General features: G+C 70.5%; 24 protein-coding genes and 1 pseudogene. 4 read left to right on the forward strand and 21 right to left on the reverse strand.

Translation table 11 applies throughout. The features are described from left to right. Positions 1 to 246 precede the first annotated feature (246 nt). Entirely contained in the window at positions 247 to 1941 is a 1695-nt protein-coding gene (locus F784_RS0107250) for a long-chain-fatty-acid--CoA ligase (protein WP_019586058.1), read from the forward strand. Positions 1942 to 1990: 49 nt separating this feature from the next. Here F784_RS0107250 and F784_RS22500 read toward each other — a convergent pair whose 3' ends face one another. The 20 genes and pseudogenes from F784_RS22500 to F784_RS24450 all read right to left on the reverse strand — a co-directional run bounded on the left by F784_RS22500 (position 1991) and on the right by F784_RS24450 (position 21339). After that, a complete protein-coding gene (locus F784_RS22500) occupies positions 1991 to 4363 on the reverse strand; it encodes a glycoside hydrolase family 31 protein (RefSeq protein ID WP_019586059.1) in 2373 nt (790 codons plus the stop codon). A 46-nt stretch (positions 4364 to 4409) separates the two neighbouring features. Then, positions 4410 to 5618 (reverse strand): ABC transporter substrate-binding protein, encoded by a 1209-nt coding sequence (locus F784_RS22505; RefSeq protein ID WP_019586060.1) that lies wholly within the window; start codon positions 5616 to 5618, stop codon positions 4410 to 4412. A 61-nt stretch (positions 5619 to 5679) separates the two neighbouring features. Next, complete coding sequence (locus F784_RS0107265) at positions 5680 to 6558, reverse strand: carbohydrate ABC transporter permease (protein WP_245557777.1); 879 nt, start codon at positions 6556 to 6558, stop codon at positions 5680 to 5682. Continuing rightward, positions 6555 to 7427 carry a carbohydrate ABC transporter permease gene (locus F784_RS0107270; protein WP_019586062.1) on the reverse strand — a complete coding sequence of 291 codons (873 nt, stop codon included), beginning with the start codon at positions 7425 to 7427 and terminating at the stop codon, positions 6555 to 6557. The genes F784_RS0107265 and F784_RS0107270 overlap by 4 nt, the downstream gene beginning before the upstream one ends. Further along, positions 7427 to 8596, reverse strand: coding sequence for an ROK family transcriptional regulator (locus F784_RS22510; protein ID WP_019586063.1), 1170 nt, complete (start codon positions 8594 to 8596; stop codon positions 7427 to 7429). The genes F784_RS0107270 and F784_RS22510 overlap by 1 nt, the downstream gene beginning before the upstream one ends. A 258-nt stretch (positions 8597 to 8854) precedes the next feature. Further along, a complete protein-coding gene (locus F784_RS25190; protein WP_169405657.1) occupies positions 8855 to 9196 on the reverse strand; it encodes an aspartate/glutamate racemase family protein in 342 nt (113 codons plus the stop codon). Further along, a complete protein-coding gene (locus F784_RS0107285) occupies positions 9124 to 9594 on the reverse strand; it encodes an aspartate/glutamate racemase family protein (RefSeq protein WP_026332341.1) in 471 nt (156 codons plus the stop codon). Before F784_RS0107285 ends, F784_RS25190 begins: the two co-directional genes overlap by 73 nt. Then, entirely contained in the window at positions 9591 to 9887 is a 297-nt protein-coding gene (locus tag F784_RS0107290) for a hypothetical protein (RefSeq protein WP_019586065.1), read from the reverse strand. The genes F784_RS0107285 and F784_RS0107290 overlap by 4 nt, the downstream gene beginning before the upstream one ends. A 142-nt stretch (positions 9888 to 10029) precedes the next feature. Beyond that, entirely contained in the window at positions 10030 to 10542 is a 513-nt protein-coding gene (locus F784_RS26775; RefSeq protein ID WP_211211880.1) for a cytochrome P450, read from the reverse strand. Positions 10543 to 10558: 16 nt separating this feature from the next. Continuing rightward, positions 10559 to 11245, reverse strand: a complete 687-nt coding sequence (locus tag F784_RS26780; protein WP_211211881.1) for a cytochrome P450 family protein — start codon at positions 11243 to 11245, stop codon at positions 10559 to 10561. Beyond that, positions 11242 to 11730: pseudogene (locus F784_RS22520) on the reverse strand (VOC family protein); the annotation flags it as partial. The pseudogene F784_RS22520 and the gene F784_RS26780, both read right to left, overlap by 4 nt. A gap of 256 nt (positions 11731 to 11986) precedes the next feature. Further along, a complete protein-coding gene (locus F784_RS0107305) occupies positions 11987 to 12256 on the reverse strand; it encodes a hypothetical protein (protein WP_019586067.1) in 270 nt (89 codons plus the stop codon). A gap of 41 nt (positions 12257 to 12297) precedes the next feature. Beyond that, a complete protein-coding gene (locus F784_RS24445; protein WP_019586068.1) occupies positions 12298 to 13197 on the reverse strand; it encodes an ester cyclase in 900 nt (299 codons plus the stop codon). Positions 13198 to 13359: 162 nt separating this feature from the next. After that, the gene (locus F784_RS27530) at positions 13360 to 13488 is read right to left on the reverse strand and encodes a hypothetical protein (RefSeq protein WP_019586069.1); all 129 of its coding nucleotides are present in this window, start codon (positions 13486 to 13488) and stop codon (positions 13360 to 13362) included. 25 nt (positions 13489 to 13513) lie between these two features. Further along, the gene (locus F784_RS22530; protein ID WP_019586070.1) at positions 13514 to 14794 is read right to left on the reverse strand and encodes a styrene monooxygenase/indole monooxygenase family protein; all 1281 of its coding nucleotides are present in this window, start codon (positions 14792 to 14794) and stop codon (positions 13514 to 13516) included. Between the two features lie 90 nt (positions 14795 to 14884). Further along, positions 14885 to 15058: a hypothetical protein gene (locus tag F784_RS26035; protein WP_019586071.1), complete on the reverse strand. Its 174-nt coding sequence runs from the start codon at positions 15056 to 15058 to the stop codon at positions 14885 to 14887. 135 nt (positions 15059 to 15193) lie between these two features. Continuing rightward, the gene (locus tag F784_RS0107330) at positions 15194 to 15541 is read right to left on the reverse strand and encodes a nuclear transport factor 2 family protein (RefSeq protein WP_019586072.1); all 348 of its coding nucleotides are present in this window, start codon (positions 15539 to 15541) and stop codon (positions 15194 to 15196) included. Between the two features lie 64 nt (positions 15542 to 15605). After that, positions 15606 to 16613, reverse strand: coding sequence for a hypothetical protein (locus tag F784_RS0107335; protein WP_019586073.1), 1008 nt, complete (start codon positions 16611 to 16613; stop codon positions 15606 to 15608). A 342-nt stretch (positions 16614 to 16955) separates the two neighbouring features. Then, a complete protein-coding gene (locus F784_RS0107340; protein ID WP_019586074.1) occupies positions 16956 to 20351 on the reverse strand; it encodes an ATP-binding protein in 3396 nt (1131 codons plus the stop codon). Between the two features lie 202 nt (positions 20352 to 20553). Then, positions 20554 to 21339, reverse strand: coding sequence for a phospholipase A2 (locus tag F784_RS24450; protein WP_019586075.1), 786 nt, complete (start codon positions 21337 to 21339; stop codon positions 20554 to 20556). 192 nt (positions 21340 to 21531) lie between these two features. On the opposite strand from F784_RS24450, the gene F784_RS22540 reads away from it, so the two are divergent. Next, positions 21532 to 22728 carry a sensor histidine kinase gene (locus tag F784_RS22540; RefSeq protein WP_083939162.1) on the forward strand — a complete coding sequence of 399 codons (1197 nt, stop codon included), beginning with the start codon at positions 21532 to 21534 and terminating at the stop codon, positions 22726 to 22728. Next, positions 22725 to 23363, forward strand: coding sequence for a response regulator (locus F784_RS0107355; RefSeq protein WP_019586077.1), 639 nt, complete (start codon positions 22725 to 22727; stop codon positions 23361 to 23363). The genes F784_RS22540 and F784_RS0107355 overlap by 4 nt, the downstream gene beginning before the upstream one ends. 386 nt (positions 23364 to 23749) lie before the next feature. Here F784_RS0107355 and F784_RS0107365 read toward each other — a convergent pair whose 3' ends face one another. Continuing rightward, positions 23750 to 24658, reverse strand: a complete 909-nt coding sequence (locus F784_RS0107365; protein WP_019586079.1) for an alpha/beta fold hydrolase — start codon at positions 24656 to 24658, stop codon at positions 23750 to 23752. 162 nt (positions 24659 to 24820) lie between these two features. Here F784_RS0107365 and F784_RS0107370 point away from each other — a divergent pair, with 162 nt between their 5' ends. Continuing rightward, positions 24821 to 25384 (forward strand): TetR/AcrR family transcriptional regulator, encoded by a 564-nt coding sequence (locus F784_RS0107370; protein WP_019586080.1) that lies wholly within the window; start codon positions 24821 to 24823, stop codon positions 25382 to 25384. Positions 25385 to 25619 lie beyond the last annotated feature (235 nt).

The following is a 25619-nucleotide window of genomic DNA, read 5'->3' on the forward strand; positions in this document are numbered from 1 at the left end:
CCCGCGGGGTCGGCCGCTCCACCGTAACACCCGGGCCGCGGGGAGCAAGTCAACGTGGGGCACCCCGACCTTGAGCGGGCACGGCTCCCCTCCCCCGGGGTTCCCCCGCTCGTCACGTGACGAGTAAAGCGGGAGATGCGCTCAGGGCGCAGTTTGCCCTACACTCTGTCCACACTTCTTCCCCGTTCCCGCCGCCCCGCCCCGCGCGTGGTCGGTGTGGCCCGCGTCTCTCCCCCGGAGGCTTTCATGTCACAGGATCACCCCACCGAACTGCCCCGTCCCGTCGCCCCCGCCACCCGCAGCGTGGGGCACTACTGGCCTGAGGGCAAACCGCGCAGCCTGACGATTCCCCGCACCAGCCTGATGCACAACCTGCGCGTGTCCGCCGAGCGCTACCCCGACAAGGTCGCCCTGTGGTTCTACGGCCGCGAGGTGACGTACCGCGAGCTGCGCGAGGGGGCCGAGCGCCTCGCCGGGCACCTCGCCGAGCAGGGGGTGGGCAAGGGGGACCGCGTCGCGGTGTGGCTCCAGAACAGCCCGGCGTGGGCGGTCGCGGCCCATGCCGTCTGGCAGCTCGGCGGGGTCGTGGTGCCGCTGGCCCCCATGCTCCAGGCCCGCGAGTTCGCCTACTTCCTGGGGGACGCGGGCATCAAGGTGGGTGTGGTCGGCGCCGAGCTGTACGAGCGGGCCAAGCAGGGCGGGCTCGAACGTGCCGTCGTGGCGAACATCATGCGGGGCACCGACGCGGGGCGGGCGGGCGTGCCCCTTCCCGAGGGGCTGGACGTGAACCCCGAGTTGCAGGAGGGGGACATCACCCTGGAGGACGCCGTGAACCACCACCCGGCCCCCGCCGCCGAGGTGAACGCCGACGACCTCGCGGTGCTGCCCTACACGAGCGGCACGACCGGGCGGCCCAAGGGGGCCATGCACACCCACGGGAGCGTGCAGGCCAACGTCTTCGGCGCGGGCGTGTGGGTGGACGGCACGGTGGAGGACGTGTTCCTGGCGACCCTGCCCTTTTTCCACGTGACCGGCTTCGTCAACAGCCTGCTCGCGCCGCTCAATGGCGGCAGCAAGGTCGTCGTCATGGCCCGCTGGGACCGGGACACGGCGCGGGAACTCATCCGGCGGCACGGGGTGGTGCGTTGGACGAACACCGCCACCATGGTGATCGACCTGATGGCCTCCCCCAACTTCAGGCCGGAGGATTTGAGCAGCGTGCGCGACATCACGGGAGGCGGGGCCTCACTCCCCGCCTCGGTGGGGCAGCGGCTGCTCGACCTGACGGGCATCACCTTTATCGAGGGGTACGGCCTGACCGAGACCATGGCGCAGACGCACACCAACCCCAGGGGCCGCCAGAAACTCCAGTGCCTGGGCATCCCGCTCTTCGACGTGGACGCTCGGGTGGTGGACCTCGACAGCGGCGAGGAGCTTCCTGCGGGGGGCGTCGGCGAGATCGTGATTCACGGGCCGCAGGTCATGCAGGGCTACTGGAACCGGCCCGAGGCGACCGGGGAGGCCTTCACGGAGATCGGCGGCAAGCGCTTCTTCCGCACGGGCGATCTGGGCTACCGGGACGAGGAGGGGTACTTCTTCTTCACCGACCGCCTCAAGCGCATGGTGAACGTCTCGGGCATGAAGGTCTGGCCCGCTGAGGTCGAGAACACGCTTCACGGCCACCCCGCCGTGCAGGAGGCCTGCGTGATCGCCGTGCCCGACGAGCGCACCGGCGAGCGCGCCCGGGCCCTCATCGTCCTGAAGCCGGGGCAGAGCGCGACCGGGGAGGAGATCGAGGCCTGGGCCCGCACCCAGATGGCGACCTACAAGGTGCCGCGCGACTACCAGTTCGTGGAGGGCCTGCCGCGCGGCGCGACGGGCAAGGTCGCCTGGCGCCCCCTCCAGGAACAGGCCCGCGCCGAGGTGAGCGGTCAGCGGTAGGAGGAGGGCAGATGGGGCGGGGCCAGGTGGACGGCCCCGCCCCTCACGCTCAGAAGGTGGCGAAAATCACGCGCAGCTCCTCCAGCCGGGGGCTGTCCGCGCGGATAAATAGCGGCAGGCATTCGAGGGGGGCCGGGACGAGGACCACCCGGTTCCCCTCGAAGGTCCGGCCCGACCAGGCGTCCACCCATCGTCCCGGCGGCAGGCGCACTTCCCGGGCCTGGGCGCCCTTCTCGACCACCGGGCAGACGAGCAGGTCGCGGGTGAAGAGGTAGGCGTGGGGATCGGCGGCGAGAAAGGCCCCCGCCTGCGGGGACACGAGCCCCGGGTAACGCATCAGCGGCAGACCCTCGGCGCTCATCGCCTGCGCTTCCCCGTACAGGTAGTCGAGCAGCCGCATCCGCAGCTTCGCGTAGCGGCGGTACACCTCCAGCGTTCGGGGGTCGCGGTGGCGCTCGGCAAGGTTCCAGGGCGTGCGGTCCCGGTTTTCCACGGCCGGGTTCCACTCGCTGTGGTACTGCATGACCGGGCAGAAGGCGCCGAAGGCGACAGAGCGCAGGTACAGCTCCACCGTGGGAATCTCGCCGCTGAAGCCGCCGATGTCCCACGACCATAGGGAGACGCCGCTCACGCCCGCCGACAGGCCCGCCTGGATGCTGGCTCTCAGGGCGTTCCAGGTGCTGTTCTCGTCGCCCGCCCAGTGGGCCGGGTACTGCCCCGCGCCCGTGAAGCCCGCCCGGGAGAAGGTCAGGCCGTTGCCCCCGGTTCGCTCCTGCACGAAGGCGTGGTACGCACCCACGTAGCTGTTGGGGTAGCCGTTGTACATCTCCAGGCCGCGCCGCCCGTCGTGCAGCCGCAGGTCCCGGCCCCACAGGTGCTCGCCACCGTCGGTCTTCATCCCGTCGATCCCGAGCTCGTCGAAGAGATAGGCGCGTTTGGCAAACCACCACGCGCTCGCCTCCGGGTTCGTGAAGTCCATGACGAGACCGTCGGTGAACCACCACCCCTGGCAGCGGTAGGGGCGGCCGTCGGCCTCCTTCACCCCGTAGCCGCGCCCCACCATGTGCGCCTCGTCGGCGCGGTGCTGGGCGTGGTCCTCGGGAACATGCTTCTGCACCGGAATCTGCCAGAGCAGCACGTGGAGGCCGTTCGCGTGGCACTCGTCGATCAGCCCCTTGGGATCGGGCCAGCGGCCGGTGAAGGTGAAGTCCGAGAGGGTCAACGCCTCGGCGCCGGGTTTCGGGGTGTACTGCGCGTCGTTCCAGATGTAGAAGGTGCTCTCGTCGCTCCAGGCTTCCAGCACGAGGACGGTGGCGGGCACGTCCTCGGCCAGGGTGCGCCGGATCACCTCCTCGGTGCGGGCCTGGTTGTTCCAGTCGTTGGAACTCATCCAGGGGCCGAAGGCCCATTTCGGGGGAACGGCCAGACCCCCGTTCAGCGCGGTGAAGGCCGCCGTCACTCCGTAGGGCTCATCCGCGACGATGAGGTGGAGGGCCATCTCCAGCGGCGATTCGGGGAGCTTGTCGAGGGTGATGACACAGGTCTCGCCCCGCAGGTCGAAGGAGGACGGCTCGGCGGCGTCCAGCCAGAGGCCCCAGGCCCCCGGCGAGACGACGAACGGCACAGGGAGGTACGTCCGTGCGCCCTGCTCCTTGTATTCCTCGTAGACGCGCACGTCGGACACGCGGCCCCGGCGGTCGGCCGTGTCGAAGCGTTCGCCCAGGCCGTACAGTGGCTCGCCCGGATCGGCCCTGAACCGTCCCTCGATCTGATTGAGCCCGCTCGCCCCCTCCAGCCAGCGGAAGGCGAGGGTGGAGCGGGCGCCGACGGTGCGGCCCGGCCGCGTGACGTGGACGTCGAGCGTGGCGAGGTTGACCTGGACCTCGGTGCCCTCGGCCTGCATGGTCACCAGATCGCCGTCCTGTTCGGCGTGACATGGGAGGCCTGCCGGAGGAGGCGCCTCCCCCGTCCCGAAGTGGAGGCGGCACACCCCGGCTCGCGGAAAGCTGAGCGCCGCGCTTCCCGCCCACCCCTCCACGCCTTGCAGTTCGAGGATGACGCCCTGATCCCGCACCTCCACCCTGGAGACGCCGCTCACCTGACGCCAGCGACCGACCGTGAAGGGGTAGGGCCCGCTCTGCACCCCTTCCTCCGTCCCAATGACGTAGCTGTACTCACCCGTCTCCACCGGGCCGAGATCCGCCGTCCACAGGTCCTGCCCGAGAGGGGTCGCCTCGACCCGGACGGCGCCACCCTTCGCTTGCAGCACCACCGCCCCCTGCGCCCCCCCGGCGCGAAAGTTCACCTGAACCCGGTCGCCAGGCTGCGGATCGCGGGGAAAGCGCTCGGTGGGCAGGCGCTTGTACGGGTCGTCGATGCCGGTGGGGTGGTGGGTGATGGTTCGGGTGGCAATATCGGTCACAGAAGACCTGCTTTGCTGAGCTGGGGCACTCGCACGGGTTCGGGCCTCACCTGCCCAGCAGCGCCGTGACCCGCTGCTGGGCGCTGGCGAGGGCCTGATCGACGGTCTTCGTGCCCAGGCTCGCGGCCTCCAGTTCCTGGTTGACGATGTCTTGGAGCTGCGACTGGTTGTCCACGACGGGTGGGGTGACCGCGTAACGCAGGCTGTCGAACACGGCCTCGCGGTTGCTGGGCAGGGGCCGCTTGAGGTAGGGGTCGATCAGGGTGCGGTTGGAGAGCGACAGCGCGGGCAGTTCCCAGTTCGCCTGGATGCGCCGCGTCGCCACCGCCGGGCTGCTCGACAGGAAGCGCACCCATTTTTCCGCGGCGGCCGGATTTCTGCTCGTGCGGCTCACGGACGCGGCGTTCGAGAAGAAGTGGGTGGCCTTTCTGGCCCCGCCCGGTTCCACCGCAATGTCCCACTTGAAGGGCGCCTTGCTGAATTTGTCGAACATCCACACGCCGGAAACGAGCATCCCGAGCTGCCCGTTCAGGAACATGTCCTCGGGGCTGACGCCGCTCATCTGGGCGCTGGTGGGCATCACCTTGGAGACGAGCACCTTGTCCACCAGGTAATGCAGCGCCCGGCGGTTGGCCGCCGTGTCGATCTGCACCGTGGGGCTCACCTTCAGGCCCCCGCCCGCCTGCTGAGCGACCTTGTAGAACTCCCAGAACTGGACGGGCTGGTAGACGCCGTACACCCGCTGCCCCGGGTTGTTGATCTTCTGCGCGGCGCTGAGCACGTCCTGCCACTTCCAGGTCGCGGTGGGGTACCCCACGCCCGCCTTGTCGAAGAGGTCCTTGTTGTAGAAGAGGACCACCGTGGAGAAGCTGATGGGCAGCGCGTACTGGCGGCCCCCGTACTTGAAGGCGTTCAGCGCCGCCGGGTAGAAGGTGTTCGCGGGGGCGAGGTTGGCGGGCAGGGGCCGCAGTGCGTTCTTCGAGGCGAAGGAGACGAAGTTCTCGTAGTTCAGGTCGAAGGCGTCCGGCGCGTTCCCGGCGGCGATGTCCGTCTGGAGCTTGGTGAAGTAGGAGTCAAAGGGCGCGGTGACGAGGTTGACCTTCACCCCGGGGTTCTCCTTCTCGAAGGTCCCGATCAGCGCCCGCATGTCGTCCATGTGGGTGGCGTCGGTCGTGAAGGAGTAGTACGTGAGGGTGGTCTGGGCGAGGGCGGGGCTGGCGGCGGCGAGCAGGGCGAGCGTGAGCAGCTTCTTCATACGGTCCTCCAGGGACGTGATGGGCAGGCTCAGGCGGGGTGCGCGTCAGGTCGTGGCCGCCTCACCCCTTCAGCCCGCTGGTGGTGACGCCCTCGACCACCCAGCGCTGGGCGAGCAGGAACACCAGGATCATCGGGGTGACGGTCAGGACGGTTCCGGCCATGATCAGGTTCCACTGGGTCTGGCCGGGGTACACGCCCTGCAAGGTGGCGAGCGCGAGCGGCAGGGTCATCAGGTTCTGGTGGCTCACGATGAGCAGCGGCCACAGGAAGTTGTTCCAGGACGCCATAAAGGAGAACACCGCGAGGGTGGCAATCGCCGGACCCGAGAGCGGCAGCATCACCCGCCAGAAGGTGGAGAAGGTGCTGCTGCCGTCGAGCGTGGCGGCCTCCTCCAGCTCGACCGGCAGCGACAGGAAGAACTGGCGCATCAGGAAGATGCCGAAGGCGCTGAACATCGCCGGAACGATCAGGCCCAGGTACGAGTTCGTCCAGCCGAGGGTCTTGACGATGATGAACAGGGGCGTCATCGTGACGGCGAAGGGCACCATCAGCGTCGCGAGGAAGACCGTGAACAGCGCGTCCCGACCCCAGAAGCGGAAGCGGGCGAAGGCGTATCCGGCCATGGAGCTGACGACAAGTTGGCCGAGCGTGGTGAGGACCGCGACGACCACGGAGTTGAGCAGCACGCGCCAGATGGGGAAGCTCGCGGCGACCTCGCCGTAGGCGCCGAGCGTGGGTTCCCGGGGAATCAGGCGCGGCGGTAACGTCAGCACGTCCGTCGAGGGTTTGAGCGACGTGGAGAGCATCCACAGGAACGGCACCATCATCACGGCGGCCCCGACGAGGAGCGCGAGGAAGGTCAGGGTGCGCCCCCAGGGGAAGGGTTTGCGGCGGGTACGCCCGGTCTCCCGCACCATCGTCCGGGCCTGCGAGGTCACGCCGCCCACCGTCCCCTCAGCCGCGAGATCAGGAAGGACGTGGCGAACACCAGCCCGAACAGCACCCACGACATCGCGGCGGCGTAGCCCATCTGGCTGTACGAGAAAGCACTCTTCACGATGCGCTCGATCAGGACCGTGGTCGCCCCCGCCGGGCCCCCGCCCGTCATCACGTACACCTGGTCGAACACCTGAAAGGAGTTGATCAGGCTGATCGTCAGCGCGAAGAACACGGCGGGCATGAGGAGCGGCAGGGTGATGAGGCGCTGGAGCTGCGCCGGGCTCGCCCCGTCGATGGCAGCGGCCTCGTAATACTCCTGCGGGATGGTCTGAAGTCCGGCGAGAAGGATCGTCATCACGAAGCCCAGGTCCTTCCACAGGCTGGTGAGGATCACGGCGGCCAGCGCGTAGGCGGGGTCGAAGAGCCAGGCGGGACCCGGCACACCGAGGTGGGAAAGGGCGTTGTTGATCAGCCCGTACTGCGGGTTCAGCAGCCACTTCCAAACCAGTCCCACAGCCACCCAGGAGGTGACGACGGGCAGGAAGTACACCGCCCGCAGCAGGCCCCGGCCCGGGATGCGGCTGTTGAGCGCCACCGCGACCAGGAAGCCCAGGACCATCACGGGCGGCACGTACCCCGCGATGAAGGTGAGGGTGTGCCGCAGCGCCGCCCAGAACTCGGGGTCGCCCAGCATCTGCCGGAAGTTCGCCAGCCCCGCGAGGCGCGCCGGGGTGAGCAGGTCCCAGCGCGCGAAGGCCAGGGCCAGGGACGCCAGGATCGGGCCGATCAGGAAGACCGCCGCGCCGATCAGGGCCGGGCCCAGGAAGAGGGCGAGCGTTCCGTACCGCCGCAGCCCGCGTTCGTACATCACGTCACCTCCAGGTCAAAGGTCCGGCTGATCGCCAGGCTGGCCGCCCCCCGCGCCCAGGCCTCGTCGCCCCAGGGTTCGACCACGACGGGCAGGTCGTCCGCCAGCCCGTCGAAGGCATTCTCGCGCAGCGTGCGGCGCAGAGCGGAAAAGTAGGGCTCGCCCAGGCGCACCCCCTCCCCGCCAATCACAATGAGTTCCGGGTTGAAGAGGTTGACGAGGTTGGCGAGGGCGACGCCCACCCGCTCCCCGGCGTCGGTCAACAGCGCCCCGATGCGGGCGTCGCTGCGCTGTGCCAGGACCGCGTGGATGTCGGGGAGGGGGAGGTCGGGGGCGGCCTCTCGGGCGCGGGCGACGAGGGCGGGTTCGGAGGCGTACGCCTCCAGGCAGCCGCGCTTGCCGCAGTCGCAGGCCCGGCCGCCCCGCTCGCTGACGGTGTGGCCGAGTTCCCCAGCGCCGCCCCGCGCGCCCCGGTACGTCCGCCCGTTCGCCACCAGCCCCGACCCGATGCCCCGGCCCACGGTGACGACGGCGAGGTGCCGGGCCTGGCGGCCGTGGCCGAAGAGGCGTTCGGCCGCCGCGAAGGCGTTGACATCGTTGTCGATCACGGTGGGCACACCGGTCGCCCGCTCCAGCAACTCGGCGATGGGCACCCCGTGCCACCCCAGATACGAGGAGTGGACGCAGACCCCGCTCTCCGTGTCGATCACGCCGGGCAGCCCCATGCCCAGGCCCACCAGGCGCTCCCGGGGCACCCCGCTGCCGTCCAGCAGCCGGGCCGTGACCTCGGCGGCGGTCTGCACGACCGTTTCCGGCCGGGTATCCGGCAGGTCGCAGCGGACGTGGTTCCCCACCTCTCCGCCCAGGTTGGCGAGGACCGCGTCCAGCCCGCGCTCCATCAGCTTGAACCCGACGGCGGCGCGGGCACCGTAGTTGACCGTGAGCAGGACCGGGGGGCGCCCTCCAGTGGAGGGGCCGGTCGCCTGCTCCTCGACCAGGCCGTCCTCAATCAGTTCCGCGATGACGGCGGTCACGGCGGCGCCGCTGAGGCCGGAGCGCTCCCGGAGCTGAACGCGGCTGAGCGGCGCCTCGTGCAGAAGCATGTTGAGCAGCGCGTTTCTGTTCAGGGCGCGCACGACGCTCTGATCATTGCCGCGGAGTGAACGCATGCGCCCTCCTCTTTCTTCACTTACTGATTGAAGTAAGGGGAGCGTACGACGTTCTTCCCGCTTCGTCAAGCGCAGAGGCCCCCTGATCACGAGACGCACGGTTACGTGGGGTGCGGGTGGCGAGCGCGCCCGGGGAGTGCCCGGGGCTCCACCGGGCAATCACCCGTCAGGAACGCGGCGGCTATGGGTGAAAGCCTCCGCCGAGCCTCACCCGCATTGGGAAGAGCCCAGTCTGGCCGGGGGCCGATCTGGGCGGGCTTAAGAAGCTTTGCCTGCGGGAAGAGAGCCTCCTTTGGGCGCGGAGTGGAGGTCCGAAAGGGCGTGACGCACCGCTGCCTCCGCGAGCAGCGCGCCGGGGTTGAGCACCTCCGGCCGGTCCAGTTCCTCGGGCAGCAGGAAGGGGAGTTCGGTGCAGCCCAGGATCAGGCCGTCCACCCCCGCCAAGCGCACCGCCCCCACTGCCGCCCGCGCGTGCGCTGCACCCGCCTCGTCCTCGCGGCCCTCCATCACCCGCAGGATTGCGGCGTTCAGGAGCGTTTGCCGCTCAGGGGAGAGGCTTTCCCAGGCGATTCCACGCGCTTCCAGGGGCTCCGCGTACACCTGCGGCCCCCCATGCACAGCACGCCCACCCGGCGCCACCCCCGGCGCTGGACCTCGGCGAGCGTCACGTCGATCATGCTCAGGAGGGGACGGCCCGCCGCCTCTTCCAGCGCGCCCCACATCTTGTGAACGCCGTTGGAGGTGACCACCAGGAAGTCCGCGACTTGGCCCAGCCAGCGCGCCCCCTCCAGCAGCCGCGGGTGGGGCTCGGGCGGCATCCTGAACGCGCCCGTCTCATCCAGCACGGCGGGCGGGTGGCGGTGATACCACACGACCATCGGCGGGTAGCCGGTGCCGAAGTGCGGGGGGACCAGGGCCTGTGAGACGCGGTGAAGTTGCTGCTCGAAGGCCATCGTGGCCTGCGGACCCATGCCGCCCAGAACGCCGATCGTCTTCATCCCCAACCTCCCGGCTGCCGCCCGCGATACCGCAGGTACAGCAGCAACATGGCCGCGGAGGCAACGGTGTACACGCTGTGCAGCACGTAGATGGGCCCGGGGGGCAGGTTCGCCACATACAGCCAGTAAAAGGCGTTGCCCGCGTTGATCATCACCAGATTGGTCAGGCTGTACGAGCGCAGGTCCTTGCTCCGAAGGGCCCGCGCCAGCATGGGTAGATTGCTCAGCACGAAGAGGGCGGTCGCCACCATTCCAGCCAGCAGCGGGACCGAGGTGACCCAGGGGGCGGTCATGGCAGGTGTCCCTTGACCGGGCACCGTCGGCCAGGCGCCCGGGAGGCGCTGAGAAGCTGCAGCCCACAGGCGAGCGGCGGGAGGGAAAGGGGCCGGGCAGCGGGGTGCGACATGAACGTTTTCCTTTCGAGAGGAGTGGCTTTCAAGTCAGGACGAGCAGTTCGTGGAGGCCGCGCATCAGCACGCCGGGTTTCCAGCGCAGCTCCTCCGGTTGAACGGCCAGACGCAGGCGGGGAAAACGGCCCAGCAGCGACCCCAGGGCGATCTGCCCCTCCAGCCGGGCCAGCGGCGCCCCCAGGCAGTAGTGGACCCCGTGCCCGAAGGCGACGTGCCCCCTCACCTCCCGGGTCACGTCGAGGTCGTCGGGGTTCGTAAATTGCCGCTCGTCGCGGTTGGCCGACGCCAGCACCGCGACCACTGGGGAGCCCTGGGGAATGGTTGCCCCGTGCAGGGTCACGTCCTCACGCGCCCAGCGGAGCATCGAGGTCTCGACCGGGCCGCAGAAGCGCAGCAACTCCTCCACGGCGCCGGGCAGCAGGCCGGGGTCCGCGCGCAGCCGCGCGAGTTGTTCGGGATGCTCCAGCAGCGCCAGTACCCCGTTCCCGATCAGGTTCACGGTCGTCTCGAAGCCCGCGACGAGGAGCAGCCACAGCATCGAGAGCAGCTCGTCCTCATCCAGGCGGTCCCCGTCCTGCTGCGCGCGCAGCAGGGCGCTCGTCGGGCTGACGCCGCAGCCGGGCGAGGTGCGCCCGCAGGTAGTCGCCGAACTCCGCGAGCACCCGCAGGACTTCGCCGGACGTGCCCGGCCCGGGCGCGGGATTGGAGACGACGGCGGCGGACCACGCCCGGAAGAGGTCGCGGTCGGCGGCGGGCACCCCCACCATCTCGGCAATGACGGTGAGCGGCAGCGGGAAGGCGTAGGCGGCGATCAGGTCCACCTCGCTGCCTTCCGGAAGGGCCGAGAGCAATTCGTCCGCGACCTGCTGCACGCGTGGGCGCAGGGTCTCGATATACCGTGGGGTGAAGGCCGCCTGCACCAGGGCGCGCAGCCGGGTGTGGTCGGGCGGGTCGAGCGAGAGGAGGTGGCGGTGCAGCAGCCGGAAGCCCGCCTGGGCGCGGGGCTGCCGGGCGAGCTGTTCGGGCGTGAGGGCCGCGAACAAGTCCTTGGCGAAACGCGGATCGCGCAGCACCGTGAGCACGTCGGCGTAGCGGGTGACGAGCCACACCGTCTCGCCGTTGGGGAGAGGAACGGGGTGAATCGGTGTGCCTCCACGCAGCGCGGCGTAGGCGGGGAAGGGGCCAGCCTTGAAGGCGGGGTCGAAGAAGTTGACGGCGGGGAGGGTGTGCGGGGCCGTCATGGACGATCCTCCCATACGACCACTGTGGGAAATTCGTCCGGCCCGCGCAGCAGTTCCAGCGGGTCGAAGGACTCCGTCCTGAGCACTAGGCGACCGCCGGGGGTGTGCCAGGTCGCGCGCGGACGCTGGTCGTACAGCTCGACCGTGATGCCGTCCGGGTCGGGGACGCGCACGCCAACCACCGCGCCACCGTCCGCCGCGAAAGTGGGGGGCTGGTTCCGGTCCACCAGCCGCCGCACCGCCCGCAGGAGCGCCGCCCGGTTGGGGTACAGCAGCGCGAAGTGGTCCAGCCCGGAGCGTCCCCCGGGGGCGGGGGTGCCGTTTGCGCTGTGCCAAGTGCTCAGGGTCACGAGGTTGTAGGGCTCGCCCACCGAGAGGAAGGCGACGCCCGGATGCCCGTGGTCGGCCCCGTTGTCGACGGTGCTCAGGCCGATCACGTCGCGGTAGAAGGCCACCGAGCGGCCAAGGTCGGCGACGCGCAGGTGGACGTGTCCGACGTGAACCTGCGGGGGAAGGGGGTTGGGGGGCGGTCATCTCAGACCTCCTGGAGAGGGGCACCGGGGGACAGTGGGGCGGCGTCCCCGGGAACGTGCGGCGTCGCGGCCAATTCCCCCGTCACGGGGCGGCAGGGAGGCCAGGGCGAAGAGGAGCGCGAGCAGGAGGGAGAGGCTGAGCATGGTTGAACTCCGGGGAAGGGGCGCTTGGGAAAGGCCGAACTCGGTGGGCCAAGCGGCAGCTATCTCAGACGCTCACGAGGGTGTGAAGTTCCTGCACCGAGCGCTTGGGCCGGATACCGGGCGGCAGGTTGGGGTGGACGAAGGTGGCGAAAAACTGGCCCGCGTCCCGCGCTGAAGCCCAGACCTCGACGACCCGCCAGCCGTCCTCGACGGGGTAGGCCGTGTGCATGACGAAGCCCGGGGCCTCCTTCATGGCGCTCCCCAGCGCCGCGATCATGCTCTCGTAGCCCTCCCGCGTCTGGCCGGGAACGTCACCAATAATCAGAACAGCCATCTTTGCCTTCTTTCTGGGGGGTCCCCCCTCAGCAACGGCGGTTACTCTCCGCGCGCCGGGGCCTGGACGGTCAACCCGAGCTGCCGCGCCATCTCCAGGTTGTCCTGCACGGCGTCGTGCTCGACGATCAGGCCGCCTTGCAAGCGGAAGATGTGAACGTGTTGCGCCGTGAAGGACCGGCCGGTGGGCTCGGCACCTGCCAGGAAACCGCCGTGGACAAAGGGCAGGCGCTGCACACCGAGGTGGGTGCCGCGCAACGTGTAGCGCCCCATCACCCGGTCGCCCTCCGCGACGATCTCATGCACCTCGAAGCTCACGTCCGGAAAGGTGGTTTCGATGTCCTCCAGCACGGCCCGGATGTCGTCGCGGGTCGCCGGGAAGCCGTGGCTCCGAACCATTGGGGCGAAGAACTCAAGTTGCGCGGTGAGCCCACGCTGGCGCATCGCCTCGTGCATCCGCTCGATCACCGCCCGGTTGTGCGCCTCGACACCCGGCAGAGCGAGCGGCAATCCGAGCTGCGCCATCATCTCGATGTCGTCGCGGCAGGCGTAGTGCTCGACGATCAAACCGTCCTGAAAGCGGTACATGTGGATGTGCTCCACCGAGAAGGGCCGCCCCGTCGGCGGGAGGCCCACCATGAAGCCGCCGTCCACGGGCAGTTGGCCCACGCCCCGGTGCGTGCCGCTGTAGGCGTTGCGGACGACCACCCACCCACCCTCCGCCACGAGGTCGAGGACGTCGAGCCGCGCGTCCGGGAAACGGGTGCAGATGTCGGTCCAGACGGCGACCACAGCCTCGCGGGGCACCTGCTTGCCGTGGTTGCTGAACAGGGGGGCGAAAAGCTGCGCGCCCGCCGGAAAGTCGCGGCGGCGAAAGGCGTCGTGCATGGCGCGGACGGCGGTCTCGTTGGCGGCGACAGTCTGGAAATCGGTGGCGGTCATGGGGTCTCCTGAGGGCGATAGGGGAGGTGACGGCGACTTCCTCGAGGTGCATAGCTTTTCCGGGTGGGCCTCCTGCACCCGCACCCACGGCGCGGCGGTTAAAGTCACGGGTGAAACCCGGTGCTTCCCGCCGTGCTGCGCGCATGGTGCGTTCCGCAGCGTCTAGAAACCGTCCAGCCCCGGCCTGTCGGGAAAGGTGGCCGACTCCTCCCGTCGGCCGCTGGCGCTCGTCGTCGGGGCCCGGGCGGGCAGCGCCTCCGGGCCGACCGCGACGTACAGGGCAAAGCCCAACAGGGATGGGGGAGGCCGGAAGGATTCAGCTTCGCACCCGTGCCGCAAGGGGCGCGGGGGCCGAGGGCGGGCAGGCAGGGGCCACACCCAGGCCACGCAGGAAGTCCTCCACCCCCTCGGGCGTCGCCAGCACCTCCCAGTACCGGGTCGGATCGTGAACGAGGCTCATGAAGGCACAGGCCAGGTGCGGGTGCTGGGAGCAGGCCGCCAGCAGGGCCAGGCGGTGCGGGGTGGGCGGACGCAGGGCGCTGGTCGTCAGCTCCACCGTGGGCCGCAGCACCTCCCACAGCCTCAGTTCGGTCGCCTGCCTGAAGGTGGCCTCCAAGTTCCCCCCGGCCCCCACGATCTGCTCGCCCAGCACCCAGGCGCAGGCGGAAGCGGCGTTCGCCCCCTGCCCCACGATGGGGTCGTGGGCACACAGCGCGTCCCCCAGCGCCACCGCGTACCGCCCGTTCTCCAGCGGCACGAAGGCCCGGCGCACCACCGGCGTCACCGCCCCTTGCAGGAAGTTCAGCGCCCGGGTCAGCCGGAAGCGCCCGGGGTCCATTCGCCCGAACGACTGCGGAGCGTAGTCGCGCAGCACGCCCAGGAGGGCGGGAGCGACCTCCCCGGACCCGTACCCCGCCCGCGCGAAGTCTTCCAGCGGCCCGCCCGGCACGGCCTCCACCACCAACCCCACACGCCGTCCCTCAAAGGTCAGGCAGGGAATCTCGAAGACCTCGCCCACTCCCGGCGTGAGGCTCAGCCGCACCTCCCGGGGCTCGTCCTCCGTGCCGCCCTCGAACAGGGCGCCGATCAGCAGGCGCTGTGGGGCGGTGAAGGGCGAGCGCTGCGGGTCGCGGGGAAAGAGGCCGCTCAGCCCGCCGCGCCCGGTTGCCACCACCAGCAGGGCGTGGCGGTATCCCAGCCGCCCCAGATCCCAGGCTTCAAGGGTGCCGACCTCGAAGTCCCCGCCCCGGTCCACGAAGTCTTCGAGCAGTCGCGCCTCGTACAGGCGCAGGTCCACGCCGCTCAGCGGTCGGTCAAACCGCGCGGTGAAGCGCAGGGGGCGCTCGCCGCGCACGTCGGTGTGCCAGCCGGTGAGGTCAGAGAGGCCGTCCCAGTGGTTCACCCTGAGCGCCCGTTCGCGGGCCCGGGTGGCGTCCGTGCGCAGCACGAGGCTGGGAAGCCGGGCCCCGATTCGGCTGATGGGCGGTCCCTCGCCGTAAAGGGTGACGGGCAGGCCGTGGTGCTGGAGGAAGAGGGCCAGCTGCAAGCCCGCGATGCCGGTGCCCAGAATCCCAATGCTGTCCGTCGTGCGGGTCATGGAGTGCTCCTTTCGGGGTCTGGAGCTGCCCTGGGGACGGGCGGGGACTGGAACCCGCCCGCGGGGAAGGAAATGGGCGACCGGAAAACGCTAGGACAGTCCTGGAGGTGGAAGCTCGCCTCCCCACCGGGCGCCCAGGGCGAGCAGCGGCACGCCCAGCTCCCCCGGGGCCGCCTGCACGACGAGGTGTGACGAGCCCCAGATCAGCGCCACCCCCACCAAGGCGAGCGGGGCGGCGAGGAGAAAGGCGCGGGGGGTGGGCATGGTGCGACCTCGCTTGGCCGGGCAGACCTCAGCTCGAAACGGACCCCCGCCGCCAGCCCTCCGCCATGACCCGCACGGACACGCCGAGCTGTGGGACCATCCCGACGTTGTCGTGCAGGCCGTGGTGGTCGGTGATCAGCCCGCCCCGGGCCCCGTAGAGGTGGATATGCCGCACCGACACTGAGGTAAGGTCCGCCAGCAAGCCGTCGTGGTCGAGGGGAAGGCGCCTGGTGCCCAGGTGGGTGCTGCTGAAGATGCGCGCACGGCCACCCGCTCCCCATGGGAGACGACCTGATCGACGTGAAAGTACGCGTCCGGGGAGGTGGCGGCGATGTCGGCGAACACACGCTCCACCCCCGCCCGGCCCACCTCGCGCCCGGAGTCGTGGGTGTACCCGGCGTAAAAGCTTGCGGCGGCCAGCAGTCCATCCTTATTCGCGGTGGCGAACATGTCGAGGACGGTGCGTTCCTGGGAAGTCGTCATCGGGGGACTCCTCTGGGGTGAGGCCGCGTGGGGAGGGGCAAAAACCCCCTCCCCGCCGCGAGCTTCAGTACTGCGTGAGCATGTAGCAGTTGGCGTACGCCCCAATGCCCTTGTTGCCCCCGGGGTTGGAGTCGTACACACTGAGCTTCCAGACCTGCTGACCCGCGCTGTTCGTGGAGCGGTAGACCTTGGCCTCATCGATCATGGCGTCGAAGTCGCCCCACAGGGTGCTGAGGTAACAAAACGCCCGGTCGGTGGGGGCCATCTCGACGGTGCTCGGCCCCCAGGACACCGCGCGGTAACTGCCCGTCTTGTACGCCGTGCTGTAGGGCACCCCCACGCCGCCGGGGCCCCAGAACTGGGGCAGGTCGTTCGAGGAGGGCTTGCCGATGAACAGCGAGTGCGCCCCACCGTAGACCTTGGACGTGGTGGCGCACGCCACTGCCGTCATCGTCGAGGACTTGGAGCCCGAGGTGCTCTGGCTGACGTACACGCCGCCGATCCCCTGCACGTCACCGCCCACATAGCTGATGTAGGTCGCGGCGTCGCCCCACCAGGTGTCCTTGTTGAAGGAGGTGCAGCTGTTGGCAATGCTCGTGAACCCGTTCGAGATCCAGCGGGCGGGCTGCGTGACGGTGGGTGTCTTGAAGGCGGTCCATTTGACGCAGTACACGCGCCCACTCACCGGATCAGAGCTGTCCGAGTGGTAGTTCAGCTTCCACTGGCCCTGAGAGTGGTAGACCTGCAGGTAATCCGAGTTGCTGTTGAGATTACCGCCGACCTTGGCCAGCCAGCACACGCCCTCGCCCGTGGACATCAGGGTTTGGACGCCGTCCGTGCCCGTGAAGTTGTAGTAGGTGTACGGGTCGGTGACGGCGGCGGGCCGAAGCGCGCCCTGGGTGGCGTCGAGATCGGAGACGACCTGCGGAGCGTCAGCGAGTTGCGCCGGGGCTTGCGGCGCACCCGCCGTGGGCGCCTGACCGCACGCGGCGAGGAGCGCGGCCAGCAGACAGGTCATCGGGAGCGCGGGGGCCTTGCCGTTCTGGCTGGGGCTGATGTGGATTTCCGACATGAGCGACTCCTGGGGTGAACTGGGCGAGAAGACGGGAAGACCCGGGTGGAGGCGTGAGGCCAAGGAGTTACATAGGCTCTCCTTCCCGGCCAGCGGCTGGGCCGGAAGACGGCGAAGAGGAACGCAGTGGAACCAGGCTCAGCCGCGCATGGCGGAAGAACCGGCCTGGAGGGCGGCTCCTGGGCCGCTAGCCTCCGTCTCGGCGGGCGGTGATGGGCGCTACCGCCGACTCACCCGGACCGATGCGGGCAGTGTGCGCGGCGGGGCGTCTAGAAAGCGTCTAGCGGTGGGAAACCAAAACAAGTCGCCCGGGAGGCGACTTGTTCTTCCGGGGCGGGCCTTTCAGGTCGGGGCGCCCGTGGGGACCAAACCGAGGACTTCCCGGCTGAACGGGAGGTCAAGGTACGCCGCCCGCAGGTCCTCGTCGGGAATGGCCTCCATCTTGCGCTGCAGGGCGGCGCGGGCCTGCTCGGCATACCGAGCGGCCTCATCCCCATGGCCCTGGGCGCGGGCCAGCCGGGCCAGCGTCAGGAAGTAGAGGTCGTGATCGTCGGGCCGCAGGTTCGCCATATCGAGCGCCTGCAGCTCGCCCGCCACCTCCGCGGCGAGGGGCAGGTTCTGGGTGAGGAGACGCACCTCGATGAGGTGACACAGGGTCATGGCAAGGGCCGAGGGAACGTCGGTCGCCCGAAACAGCGCGGCGGCTTCCGTCAGGACGTTCAAAGCGGGTTCAAGATGTCGCAGCCCGAGTTCGGCCACCCCGAGCGAGGTCAGAGCCCAGGGCCGGTACTCGGCATCCGAACGTTGCTCCGTGAGCACGAGCCCCTGAAGGGCGAAGTCGCGCGCTTCAGCGTGCTGCAGGAGCTTGTTATACACGTCCGCCCGGACAATCAAGGACAGGATGTGGTATTGATGGTCTTCAATTTGTTCTGCCCATTCGTTAACCCGGGCGAATTTCTCCAGCGCGGCCAAGTAGGCACCCATGTAAAAATCCAGGCACCCCAGGTTGAACATCACGGCCGCCTGACCCCTGCGGTGGCCGAGCTGGTCGAAAAGGGCCGCGGCGCGGGCGTAATGCTCACGTCCCTCGCGCAACATCAGGCGGGCGAGGCAACTGCCGCCCATATGGGCCTCGGCGATAGCCTCCGCCTCCCAGCTGAAGGTCGTCCGCGCCGCGTCGCGCTTGCGCTGAGCATACTCATATTGGAGCACGTCGTCCTTGCGCGTCTGGGCGACCATCAGGGCGAGCCCGTACGCCGCATTCAATTGCTGGGGATCACGGCTTTCCTCCGCGAGGGCGAGAACCCGGCCAAGAGCGGCCTGCGCCTCTTCCAGGTGACCGAGCTTCAGCTGCACCATTCCCTGCTCACACAGACAGGACAGCAGTTCGGAGGGCCGCCCCGACCCCTCGAATGCGGCCCGGGCCAGCTCGTACCAGCGCGCCGCTCCCGTGAGGTCACCGTTGCGGAAGCAGCGCGCTCCCCGCTGGAAGCTGACGCGGGCCTCCCACACGGGTGAGCCGCTGCTCAACGCCTCTAACGCGGTGATCACCTCACCCTCCCGCTCGGGCTCCCCGGCACGTCGGTGGTAGTGGACGCGCCGGAGCAGCACCTCGCGCCGCGCCTCCAGGTCCCCCCACTCCTCAGCACACTGGGCGAGCGTGGTCAGGTCGTCCTCCCACTCGCGCAGCTCGCCGCGCCGCCTCGTGACCTCCTCGCGCAGGGCCAGCACCCCGAACCGCCCTGGCAAGCCGTGCGTGAACTGCAGGGCACGGCCAAGAAAGTGCAGCGCCTCGTCCGGCGCCCCCACCGCGACAGCCTCTCTCGCTGCCGTCAGGTAGTGCCCCGCGACCCTTTCCGCCTCCCCGCCCAGGTCGAGATGCCGGGCCACGTCGGCGGCATTTCCCACCGGGAGCCGCTCCTCCAACGCCAACCCCGCGCGGCGGTGCAGCCTGCGCCGGACGTTCGCCTCGATCCCCGCGTACACGCCCTCCTGCACCAGCCCGTGGACGAAGGCGAGGTGCCCGCCGAACGCCTCGCGCAGGAAGCGTGCCGAGAGCAACTCGTCCACGGCGGCGTAGAGTTCGCCCTCCGGCCAGCCGCTCACGTCGCCCAGCATGTCCCCCGCGAAGGTGGGGCCCAGCACGGCGGCCACGTCCACCAGCGCGCGGGGTACCGGGCCCAGGCGCTCCAGCCGGGCGCGCACCGTCTCGCCGATGCCCTGTGGGAGGCCCACCTCTCCCCCCCGCCGCGCCTCGAAGGTCAGCTCGGTGAGGTACAGTGGCAGCCCCTCGCTGCGGGCAGCGACGAGGCGGGCGAGGTCCCCGGGCAGTTCACGCTCCACCGCCGCCAGAGCTGCTTCCGGATTCAGGCGGGCCAGGGCGAGCGACTGTGCCGCGTTCTCCTCGCGCAGCCGCTGGCGTGTCCCGCGCAGCGGGTGGCCACCCGCGAGGTCGTCACGGTACGTGGCGAGCAGCAGTGTCCGGGCGGGGGCGGCGCGGGCCAGGAATTCGACCAGCCCCAGCGACGCCTCGCTCGCCCAGTGCAGGTCCTCCAGGGCGAGGAGCACCGGGCGGGCCCGGCCGAGCGCGGTGAGCGCCCCGGAGACGGCGGCGGCCAGTCTCTCGCGTTCCCGCTCGGGGGGCAGCGGGGGAAGGACAGGCAATTCCGGGCGCCGGGCCCGGAGCGCCGGGACGAGCGTGGCGAGTGCGGGAAGCCAAGCCTCCGCACCGGGCAGGTCCAGCAGCAGCGGCGCGGCCGTCCCCAGGGCATCCGCGAGCGCCTGGTGCGGCCGGGTTTCGGGCGAGGTCGTGCGGCCCACTAGGACCAGGGTCCCCTCGGCCTCAGCGGTCAGGGCGAGTTCGCGCGCCAGCCGGGTCTTCCCCACCCCGGCCTCGCCGCCCAGGAGCAGGGTCTGTCCGGGGCCGCTCCTCGCCCGGCGCCAGGCCTCCTTGAGCGCCCCGAGTTCAGCCTCGCGCCCCACCAGCGGCAGATGCCAGGGGACCTCACCTCCGGGAGCTGGCGCGGGCACGAAGGGCGTCAGCGCCTCGCCCCGCCGCAGCCGGTCGTGCAGCGCCGCCGTCTCCGGCATGGGGGGAATGCCCAGCTCCTCCTCCAGCGTGCCCCGGAACCGCTCCAGCACCGCGAGCGCGGCGGCCCGGTTTCCGGACTCGGTGTGCAGGGTGGCCAGTTGCCGCACCATGTCCTCGCGCAGAGGGTCGGCGGCGAGCAGGCGCTCGGCGTGGAAGATCGCGCGGGTGTGGTCGGCGGCCGCCCTGGCCTGCCCCACGAGCGCGCCCAGGTTCACCAGGAACTGTGCCCGCAGCCGCTCGCGCTCGTAGGGCACCCATTCCTCGTCCAGGCCTTCCAGAAAGTCGCCCCGGTACAGCGCCGCGGCCTCCTCCAGCCGGGCCGGGTCGCGGCTCAGCTCCTCGAAGGCGTGGACGTCCACCCAGCTCCCCTCCGGGTGCCAGCGCACGAAGGTAGGCTCGGCGCTGAACCACTCGCCCGGCGGCAGCGCCCCCCGCAGGTAGTGCAGGTGGCGGCGCAGGTTGGCCCGCCCCTCGCCGGGCCCCGCGTCGGGCCATAGGGTCGCCGCCAGGGCCTCGCGGCTCAGCGGGGCGCGCCCGTACAGAGCGAGGTAGGCGAGCAGGGGCAGCGTCTTGGGCGGGGCGCGAAACGGGAGGGCTTGTCCGGCCTGGCTGAGGCGAAAGGGACCAAGCAGGTGGATCTGGAGCATGCTCGCCTCCGTGGGGCGCGGTCGGTGTCGGGTTGACCGAAGGGGAGCGTGAAGTGCTCCCAGCGTACTCCCGAGAGGAGGCGGGAAGGACCAGCCACCTGGCCTGGCAACGCCCCGGGGAGGCGCCGCCGGGGCGGGAGCGCGAGCAGGCGCGGCCACCGGGGGCCGGGGGCGCGCCTGCTCGCGCCGGGACCACTTCGCCTCAGGTGCCGATGATGCGGACGACCTGGTAGACGCCCGTCGCCACCCGGCGGCACGCGGCGCGCTTGAGCTTGTTCACGGGGTGCCGCCAGTCGGCGGGCGCGAACACGAGGTCGCAAGTCCAGTTCATGCCGTCCAGGAAACGCTGGTCGGCCAGGCGCTTGAGGTCGGGCCGCTGCGTCTTGAGGTTTCGCACCGGCACGAACCTCTTCCAGTTGCGGTACGCGAAGTCGTGCTGGGTGCAGGCGCGGTACCAGATGAGGTCGAGCAGCGCCTTGGGAATGATCGAGATCGGGACCCGGCGGGTGTAGCCGCTGCACCCGTCCGTGCTCCAGTCGAACCCCGCGTACCAGCCGCGGCGGTACGCCCCGTTCTGCCGAATGCTCCAGAAGTTGGAGAGCGGCGTGCGAATCATGAAGTCGACGAAGGCGAGGCGACGCTGCCGCTCGCTCGTGGACTGGGGGGCGAGGGAGGCTGCGGAATCCGGCACACCAGCCGCGTCTTGCGGGCCCTCGGCCGCCTCGCGCTCGGCTTGCGCGACCTCGGCGTCGCTGGGCAGGGCGGCCAGGGCCTGCGGGTCTCCCAGCAGACGGTCAAAGGCGGCGTCGACCTCGGCCCACTCGGCGTCCGTCAGGAGGGGCTCGGGCGCGGCGCTCTGGACAGCGTCGGTCTGGGCGGAGGACGGGTCCACTCCAGTGGGCGCGGGCGCTCCGGTATTCGCACACGCGGCGAGCAGAACGGTCAGGGTCAGGGCGAGGGAGGCTTGCCGAACGGTGGAAGTGGTCATGTCAGCCCTCCTGGGTGGGAAGTGAGAACCCGTCGTTGTGTCCAGCCGCTGCGCCGCCTTAATCCCCGAACAGCCTCCCCACCTGTGGTTGACGGAAGCGTAGGAGGCCTGACCCCCCGGGCGCGCGTGCTGAAAGTCACGCATGACGTCCGGCACGGGCAGCCGTACCCGGGGCGGGCGTACGATGCCCCCATGCAAGAGTTCCTCACCAGGGGACTCCCACCCTGGGTGTGGTGGCTGATGTGGCTGAGCGTCGGGTTGCTGGCTTGGTTCAACCTGCTCACCGGCCGACCCGGCCTGAAGTTCCTCTCGCCGCCCGAGACGCTGGCGTGGGTAGCCGCGTACCTGCTGTTCGCCGCAGGCTTCTGGTGGGCCAGCCGCGACCCGGGGCGGCCCGGCGCTCCCGGCTTCGGGGTCCGGCTGGCGGTCACCTCCGGGCTCAGCGCCCTGGTGATCGCCCTGGGGGCGCTGTCGCCGCACTACGGCGACCACGGCGCGCTCCTGATCCTGACCGCCGCCCTGGCCGCCAGCCTGTTGCCGCGGCGGGGAGCACTCGTGTGGGTAGCGGCGCAGAGCCTGGCGTTCGCGCTGACCCTGCGCCGCACCGAGGGCGTGTTCGGGATGCTCTACCTCACGACCGCCTTCCTGGTGATGCAGGTCTTCGCGGTCGCGGCCGTGCGCGCGATCCGGGAGGAGGCCCGCGCCCGCGCGGAACTCGCGGCCCGCAACGCCGAGCTGCGCGAGGCGCGCGAGCGGCTGGCCGCGGCGTCGCGGGAGGCCGAGCGCGTCCGCATCGCGCGCGAGCTGCACGACGTGCTGGGCCACCACCTCACGGTGCTGAACATGAACCTGGAGGTGACCGAGCACCTGCTCGGCCCGGGCGAGGCCTTGGACCACGTGCGCCGGGCGCACGACCTGGCCCGGCTGCTGCTCTCGGACGTGCGTGCCACCGTCGGGCAGCTCCGCGAGGCCCCCGGTGACTTCGCGCTCGCCCTGCGCGGGGTCGTTCACTGTGCGCCGGGCCTGCGCGTTCACCTGGACCTGCCGCCCGACCTTGTCCTGACCGACGCCGAGCGGGCCCGGGCGGTGCTGCGCACCGTGCAGGAGATCGTCACCAACACGCTCAAACACGCGGGTGCCCGCAATCTGTGGCTCTCGCTGAACCGCGACGAGGGGGGCGTGCGGCTCGCCGCCCACGACGATGGGCGGGGCGCGGCGGCCCTGGAGGTGGGGCACGGCCTGCGGGGCATGCGCGAGCGGCTGGAGGCGCTCGGGGGGCACGTGTCGTTCGGCTCCCCCCGCGGCGAGGGCTTCGCGGTGCGGGCCTGGCTGCCGGGTGCCCCGGGCGAAGGGGCCCCGCCCCCAACCGCGGAGGGAGGCGGCCCGTGATCCGGGTGCTCGTGGTGGACGACCAGACCCTGGTGCGCCAGGGCATCCAGAGTTTGCTGCGCTTCGCACCCGACATCGAGGTGGTCGCCGAGGCCGCGGGCGGTGCGGCGGCCCTGGAGGTGCTCGCCTCCACCCCGGTAGACGTGATGCTGCTCGACGTGCTGATGCCGGGCCTGTCGGGCGTGGACGTGCTGCGCACCCTCTCTGCCCGCGGCGCCGTGCCGCCCACCCTCATCCTGACCACCTTCGACGACGACGAGACCGTGCTCCAGTGCCTGAGGGCGGGGGCGCGCGGCTACCTGCTCAAGGACGTGTCGCTGGAGCGGCTCGTCGGGGCCATCCGCACGGTGGCGGCGGGCGGGATGATGGCGCAGCCCGCCCTGACCGAGCACCTGCGGGAGATCAGCGGGCGCGGCGGCGAGGCCCCCCCCCCGGGGTCACCCTTCGCGCTCACCGAGCGGGAGGTGGACGTGCTGCGCCTGCTCGCGGGCGGGTACAGCAACCGCGAGATCGCCGACGGCCTCTCGCTCTCCGAGGGCACCGTCAAGAACCACGTGTCGAGTGTCCTCTCAAAGCTCGGCACGCGCGACCGCACCCGGGCGGTGCTGCGGGCGCTGGAACACGGGCTCATCTGAGGGGCGGTCGCCGAAGCCCGCCGCTTCAGGTCGAAGGGGCGGGCTTGCGGGCCAGAATGGTCGCTACGCTTGATGCCGGACTCGGGAGAGCGCTCTTTGCGCCATCGCCACGATCCAGGCGCGCTTCCGGGGAGGTGCGGGCGTGGCCGTCGGCGTGCCGCACGATGAGCAAAAAAGACTCCCGGACGGGCAGCTCCGGGTCGTGGTGCCCCGCGCGGCGGGTCAGGGCGTACAGATGGGGGGCGTAGCGCCGGTGCAGCTCCCCTAGGGCGCCCGGGTCCCCTCCGGCGAGAACACAGATCAGTCCGGCGTCCGAATGCCCCTCCCGGCCCTTGGCGGAACCTGCTGAGTTCGTGACCTGGCCGGAGAGGAGCAGGCGGCCAGCCTCAGCGGAGGTTGTGGCTTCTCGCCCAGTTGAGGATGGCGGCGTTGGCGGCGCTGGCCTTCTCGAAGATCGCCGCGTGCGCCGCCCCCGGGATGACCACCAGCTTGCTGCCCGGGATGTTCTGCTGCATCTTCAGGCTGAATTCCGGCGGGTACACCGTGTCCTCCAGCCCCTCGATGATCAGCGTCGGCACCGTGATCGTCTTCAGGGTCGGAATCGAGTCCGGCCGGGTCGCCAGCACGTTCGCCCCCGCCACATCCGCGGCCACGCTGGCCTGCTTCACGATATTCGTCAGGAACGTGGCGTCGGCCATGCGGTTCACCCGCGTCTGCCCGGTCAGCATGTCCTTGAGCAGCTCCGGCGCGAGCGACTGCGGGCCGAACGCGCTCGCCTTTTGCGCCATGCCCTTCCAGAGGTTCTGCTCGACGATGCTGGCGGGGTTGGCGATGGTGTCGATCAGGATCAGGCCCAGGAACCGCTGCGGGGCCCCACGGTACATCTCGAAGGCGATGGGGCCGCCCATGCTCATCCCGCCGATGATGGCCCTGGGCACGTTCAACTGGTCCATCATGGCCAGCGCGTCCTGGGCGTAGGTCTGGAGGCTGCCGGGGTCGCTGGCGGGGGCGGTGCTCTGGCCGTACCCGCGGTGGTCGATGGTGATGACGCGGTATCCGGCGGCGGCCAGGGCCTGACGGTTGCGCGAGAAGAGCTCACCGCTGAGGGGATAGCCGTGCAGCAGCAGCATGGGCGTGCCCTGCCCCACGCTGACGTAGTGCATGTGGGCACCATTCACGTTGAGAAAACCGTCGTGCGCGCCGTACGTCCCGGTGCTGCCCCCCGCCAGGGCGGAACCAAGCAGGGCCGTGGTCAGGGCGGCGAGCGACAGAAGGCGTTGGGATCTGGAGAACATGGCGAACCTGCTTTCATGGGAACAAGGAAGACGTGGCCTCCGGGCCGCGGGGCCCAGGCCGAAGGGCAACTCAGTCAGTTGTCCAACTGAGGGTAGAGGCTGCGCAGCCTCTCAAAATGCAGGCGCGCTTCATGGCATCTTGACCCCAGCGGAGGGTGCGGGATGCGGAGCAAACGGGAACACATCGTGGACACCACGCTGCGGCTCTACCGCGCGAACGGGGTGGCGGGCACGACCCTCAAGGACGTGGCTGAGGCCGCCGGGATTCCCCTGGGCAACATGTACTACTACTTCAAGACGCGGGACGACCTGGTGCGCGCCGCGCTGGAAGCCTGCGAGGCCGAGCTGCTCGACCTGCTCTCGACCCTGGCGCCCCTACCCCCCCGGGCGTGGTTCGAGGGATACTTCGACTGGCTGCTCGCCGACCCGGGCGGCGCCGCGGAGTTCGGGTGCCCCTTCGGTACGCTGGCGGGCGAGTTGCGGGCACTGGGGGACCCGGCGGCGGCGCGGGCCGCCCAGACGGTGCGGCTCTACCTCGACGCCCTGCGCGCCCGGACCGGCGCCCTCGGCCTGTCACTGACGGAGGCTGACGACCTGTTCATCGCCATCCAGGGCGCCTACACCGTTGCCCGGACCCTGAACGACCCGGAACTCTTCCGGCAGAGCGTCCTGCGGCTGCGGGCAGGGGCCCCCCAGTTGCGCCTCTCCGGCGCGGCCCCCACGTAAAGCAAAGTCCTCACCGCCGGGCGAGGACTGCACCCCCGTGCTCCCGCAGCCACTCGCCGCCTCCCTCCCCCCTCATACCGGATTGTGGTGACTTGAAGACAAGGGTTGAGCGAAGCGAGGAGCAAGAAATACCGGCTTGCGGCGGTAGACCATGAGTGGGTGAGCCAACGCCACCCTCAGCAGGAAGGGTGAGGGGCCGCCCCGAGCCCGGGGCCACAGGAGAACATCCGGGAAA

Origin of the sequence: Deinococcus apachensis DSM 19763, from assembly GCF_000381345.1 — a bacterium.
In the GTDB taxonomy this organism is placed as follows: domain Bacteria; phylum Deinococcota; class Deinococci; order Deinococcales; family Deinococcaceae; genus Deinococcus; species Deinococcus apachensis.

Bases quoted from the DNA above. Each gene is read 5' to 3' on its own strand.
- F784_RS0107250 (WP_019586058.1), top strand. From the start codon at position 247: ATGTCACAGGATCACCCCACCGAACTGCCCCGTCCCGTCGCCCCCGCC.
- F784_RS22505 (WP_019586060.1), bottom strand. From the start codon at position 5,618: ATGAAGAAGCTGCTCACGCTCGCCCTGCTCGCCGCCGCCAGCCCCGCC.
- F784_RS0107270 (WP_019586062.1), bottom strand. From the start codon at position 7,427: ATGTACGAACGCGGGCTGCGGCGGTACGGAACGCTCGCCCTCTTCCTG.
- F784_RS22510 (WP_019586063.1), bottom strand. From the start codon at position 8,596: ATGCGTTCACTCCGCGGCAATGATCAGAGCGTCGTGCGCGCCCTGAAC.
- F784_RS0107285 (WP_026332341.1), bottom strand. From the start codon at position 9,594: ATGAAGACGATCGGCGTTCTGGGCGGCATGGGTCCGCAGGCCACGATG.
- F784_RS0107290 (WP_019586065.1), bottom strand. From the start codon at position 9,887: ATGACCGCCCCCTGGGTCACCTCGGTCCCGCTGCTGGCTGGAATGGTG.
- F784_RS26775 (WP_211211880.1), bottom strand. From the start codon at position 10,542: ATGCTGTGGCTGCTCCTCGTCGCGGGCTTCGAGACGACCGTGAACCTG.
- F784_RS26780 (WP_211211881.1), bottom strand. From the start codon at position 11,245: ATGACGGCCCCGCACACCCTCCCCGCCGTCAACTTCTTCGACCCCGCC.
- F784_RS0107305 (WP_019586067.1), bottom strand. From the start codon at position 12,256: ATGGCTGTTCTGATTATTGGTGACGTTCCCGGCCAGACGCGGGAGGGC.
- F784_RS24445 (WP_019586068.1), bottom strand. From the start codon at position 13,197: ATGACCGCCACCGATTTCCAGACTGTCGCCGCCAACGAGACCGCCGTC.
- F784_RS22530 (WP_019586070.1), bottom strand. From the start codon at position 14,794: ATGACCCGCACGACGGACAGCATTGGGATTCTGGGCACCGGCATCGCG.
- F784_RS26035 (WP_019586071.1), bottom strand. From the start codon at position 15,058: ATGCCCACCCCCCGCGCCTTTCTCCTCGCCGCCCCGCTCGCCTTGGTG.
- F784_RS0107330 (WP_019586072.1), bottom strand. From the start codon at position 15,541: ATGACGACTTCCCAGGAACGCACCGTCCTCGACATGTTCGCCACCGCG.
- F784_RS0107335 (WP_019586073.1), bottom strand. From the start codon at position 16,613: ATGTCGGAAATCCACATCAGCCCCAGCCAGAACGGCAAGGCCCCCGCG.
- F784_RS0107340 (WP_019586074.1), bottom strand. From the start codon at position 20,351: ATGCTCCAGATCCACCTGCTTGGTCCCTTTCGCCTCAGCCAGGCCGGA.
- F784_RS24450 (WP_019586075.1), bottom strand. From the start codon at position 21,339: ATGACCACTTCCACCGTTCGGCAAGCCTCCCTCGCCCTGACCCTGACC.
- F784_RS22540 (WP_083939162.1), top strand. From the start codon at position 21,532: ATGCAAGAGTTCCTCACCAGGGGACTCCCACCCTGGGTGTGGTGGCTG.
- F784_RS0107365 (WP_019586079.1), bottom strand. From the start codon at position 24,658: ATGTTCTCCAGATCCCAACGCCTTCTGTCGCTCGCCGCCCTGACCACG.
- F784_RS0107370 (WP_019586080.1), top strand. From the start codon at position 24,821: ATGCGGAGCAAACGGGAACACATCGTGGACACCACGCTGCGGCTCTAC.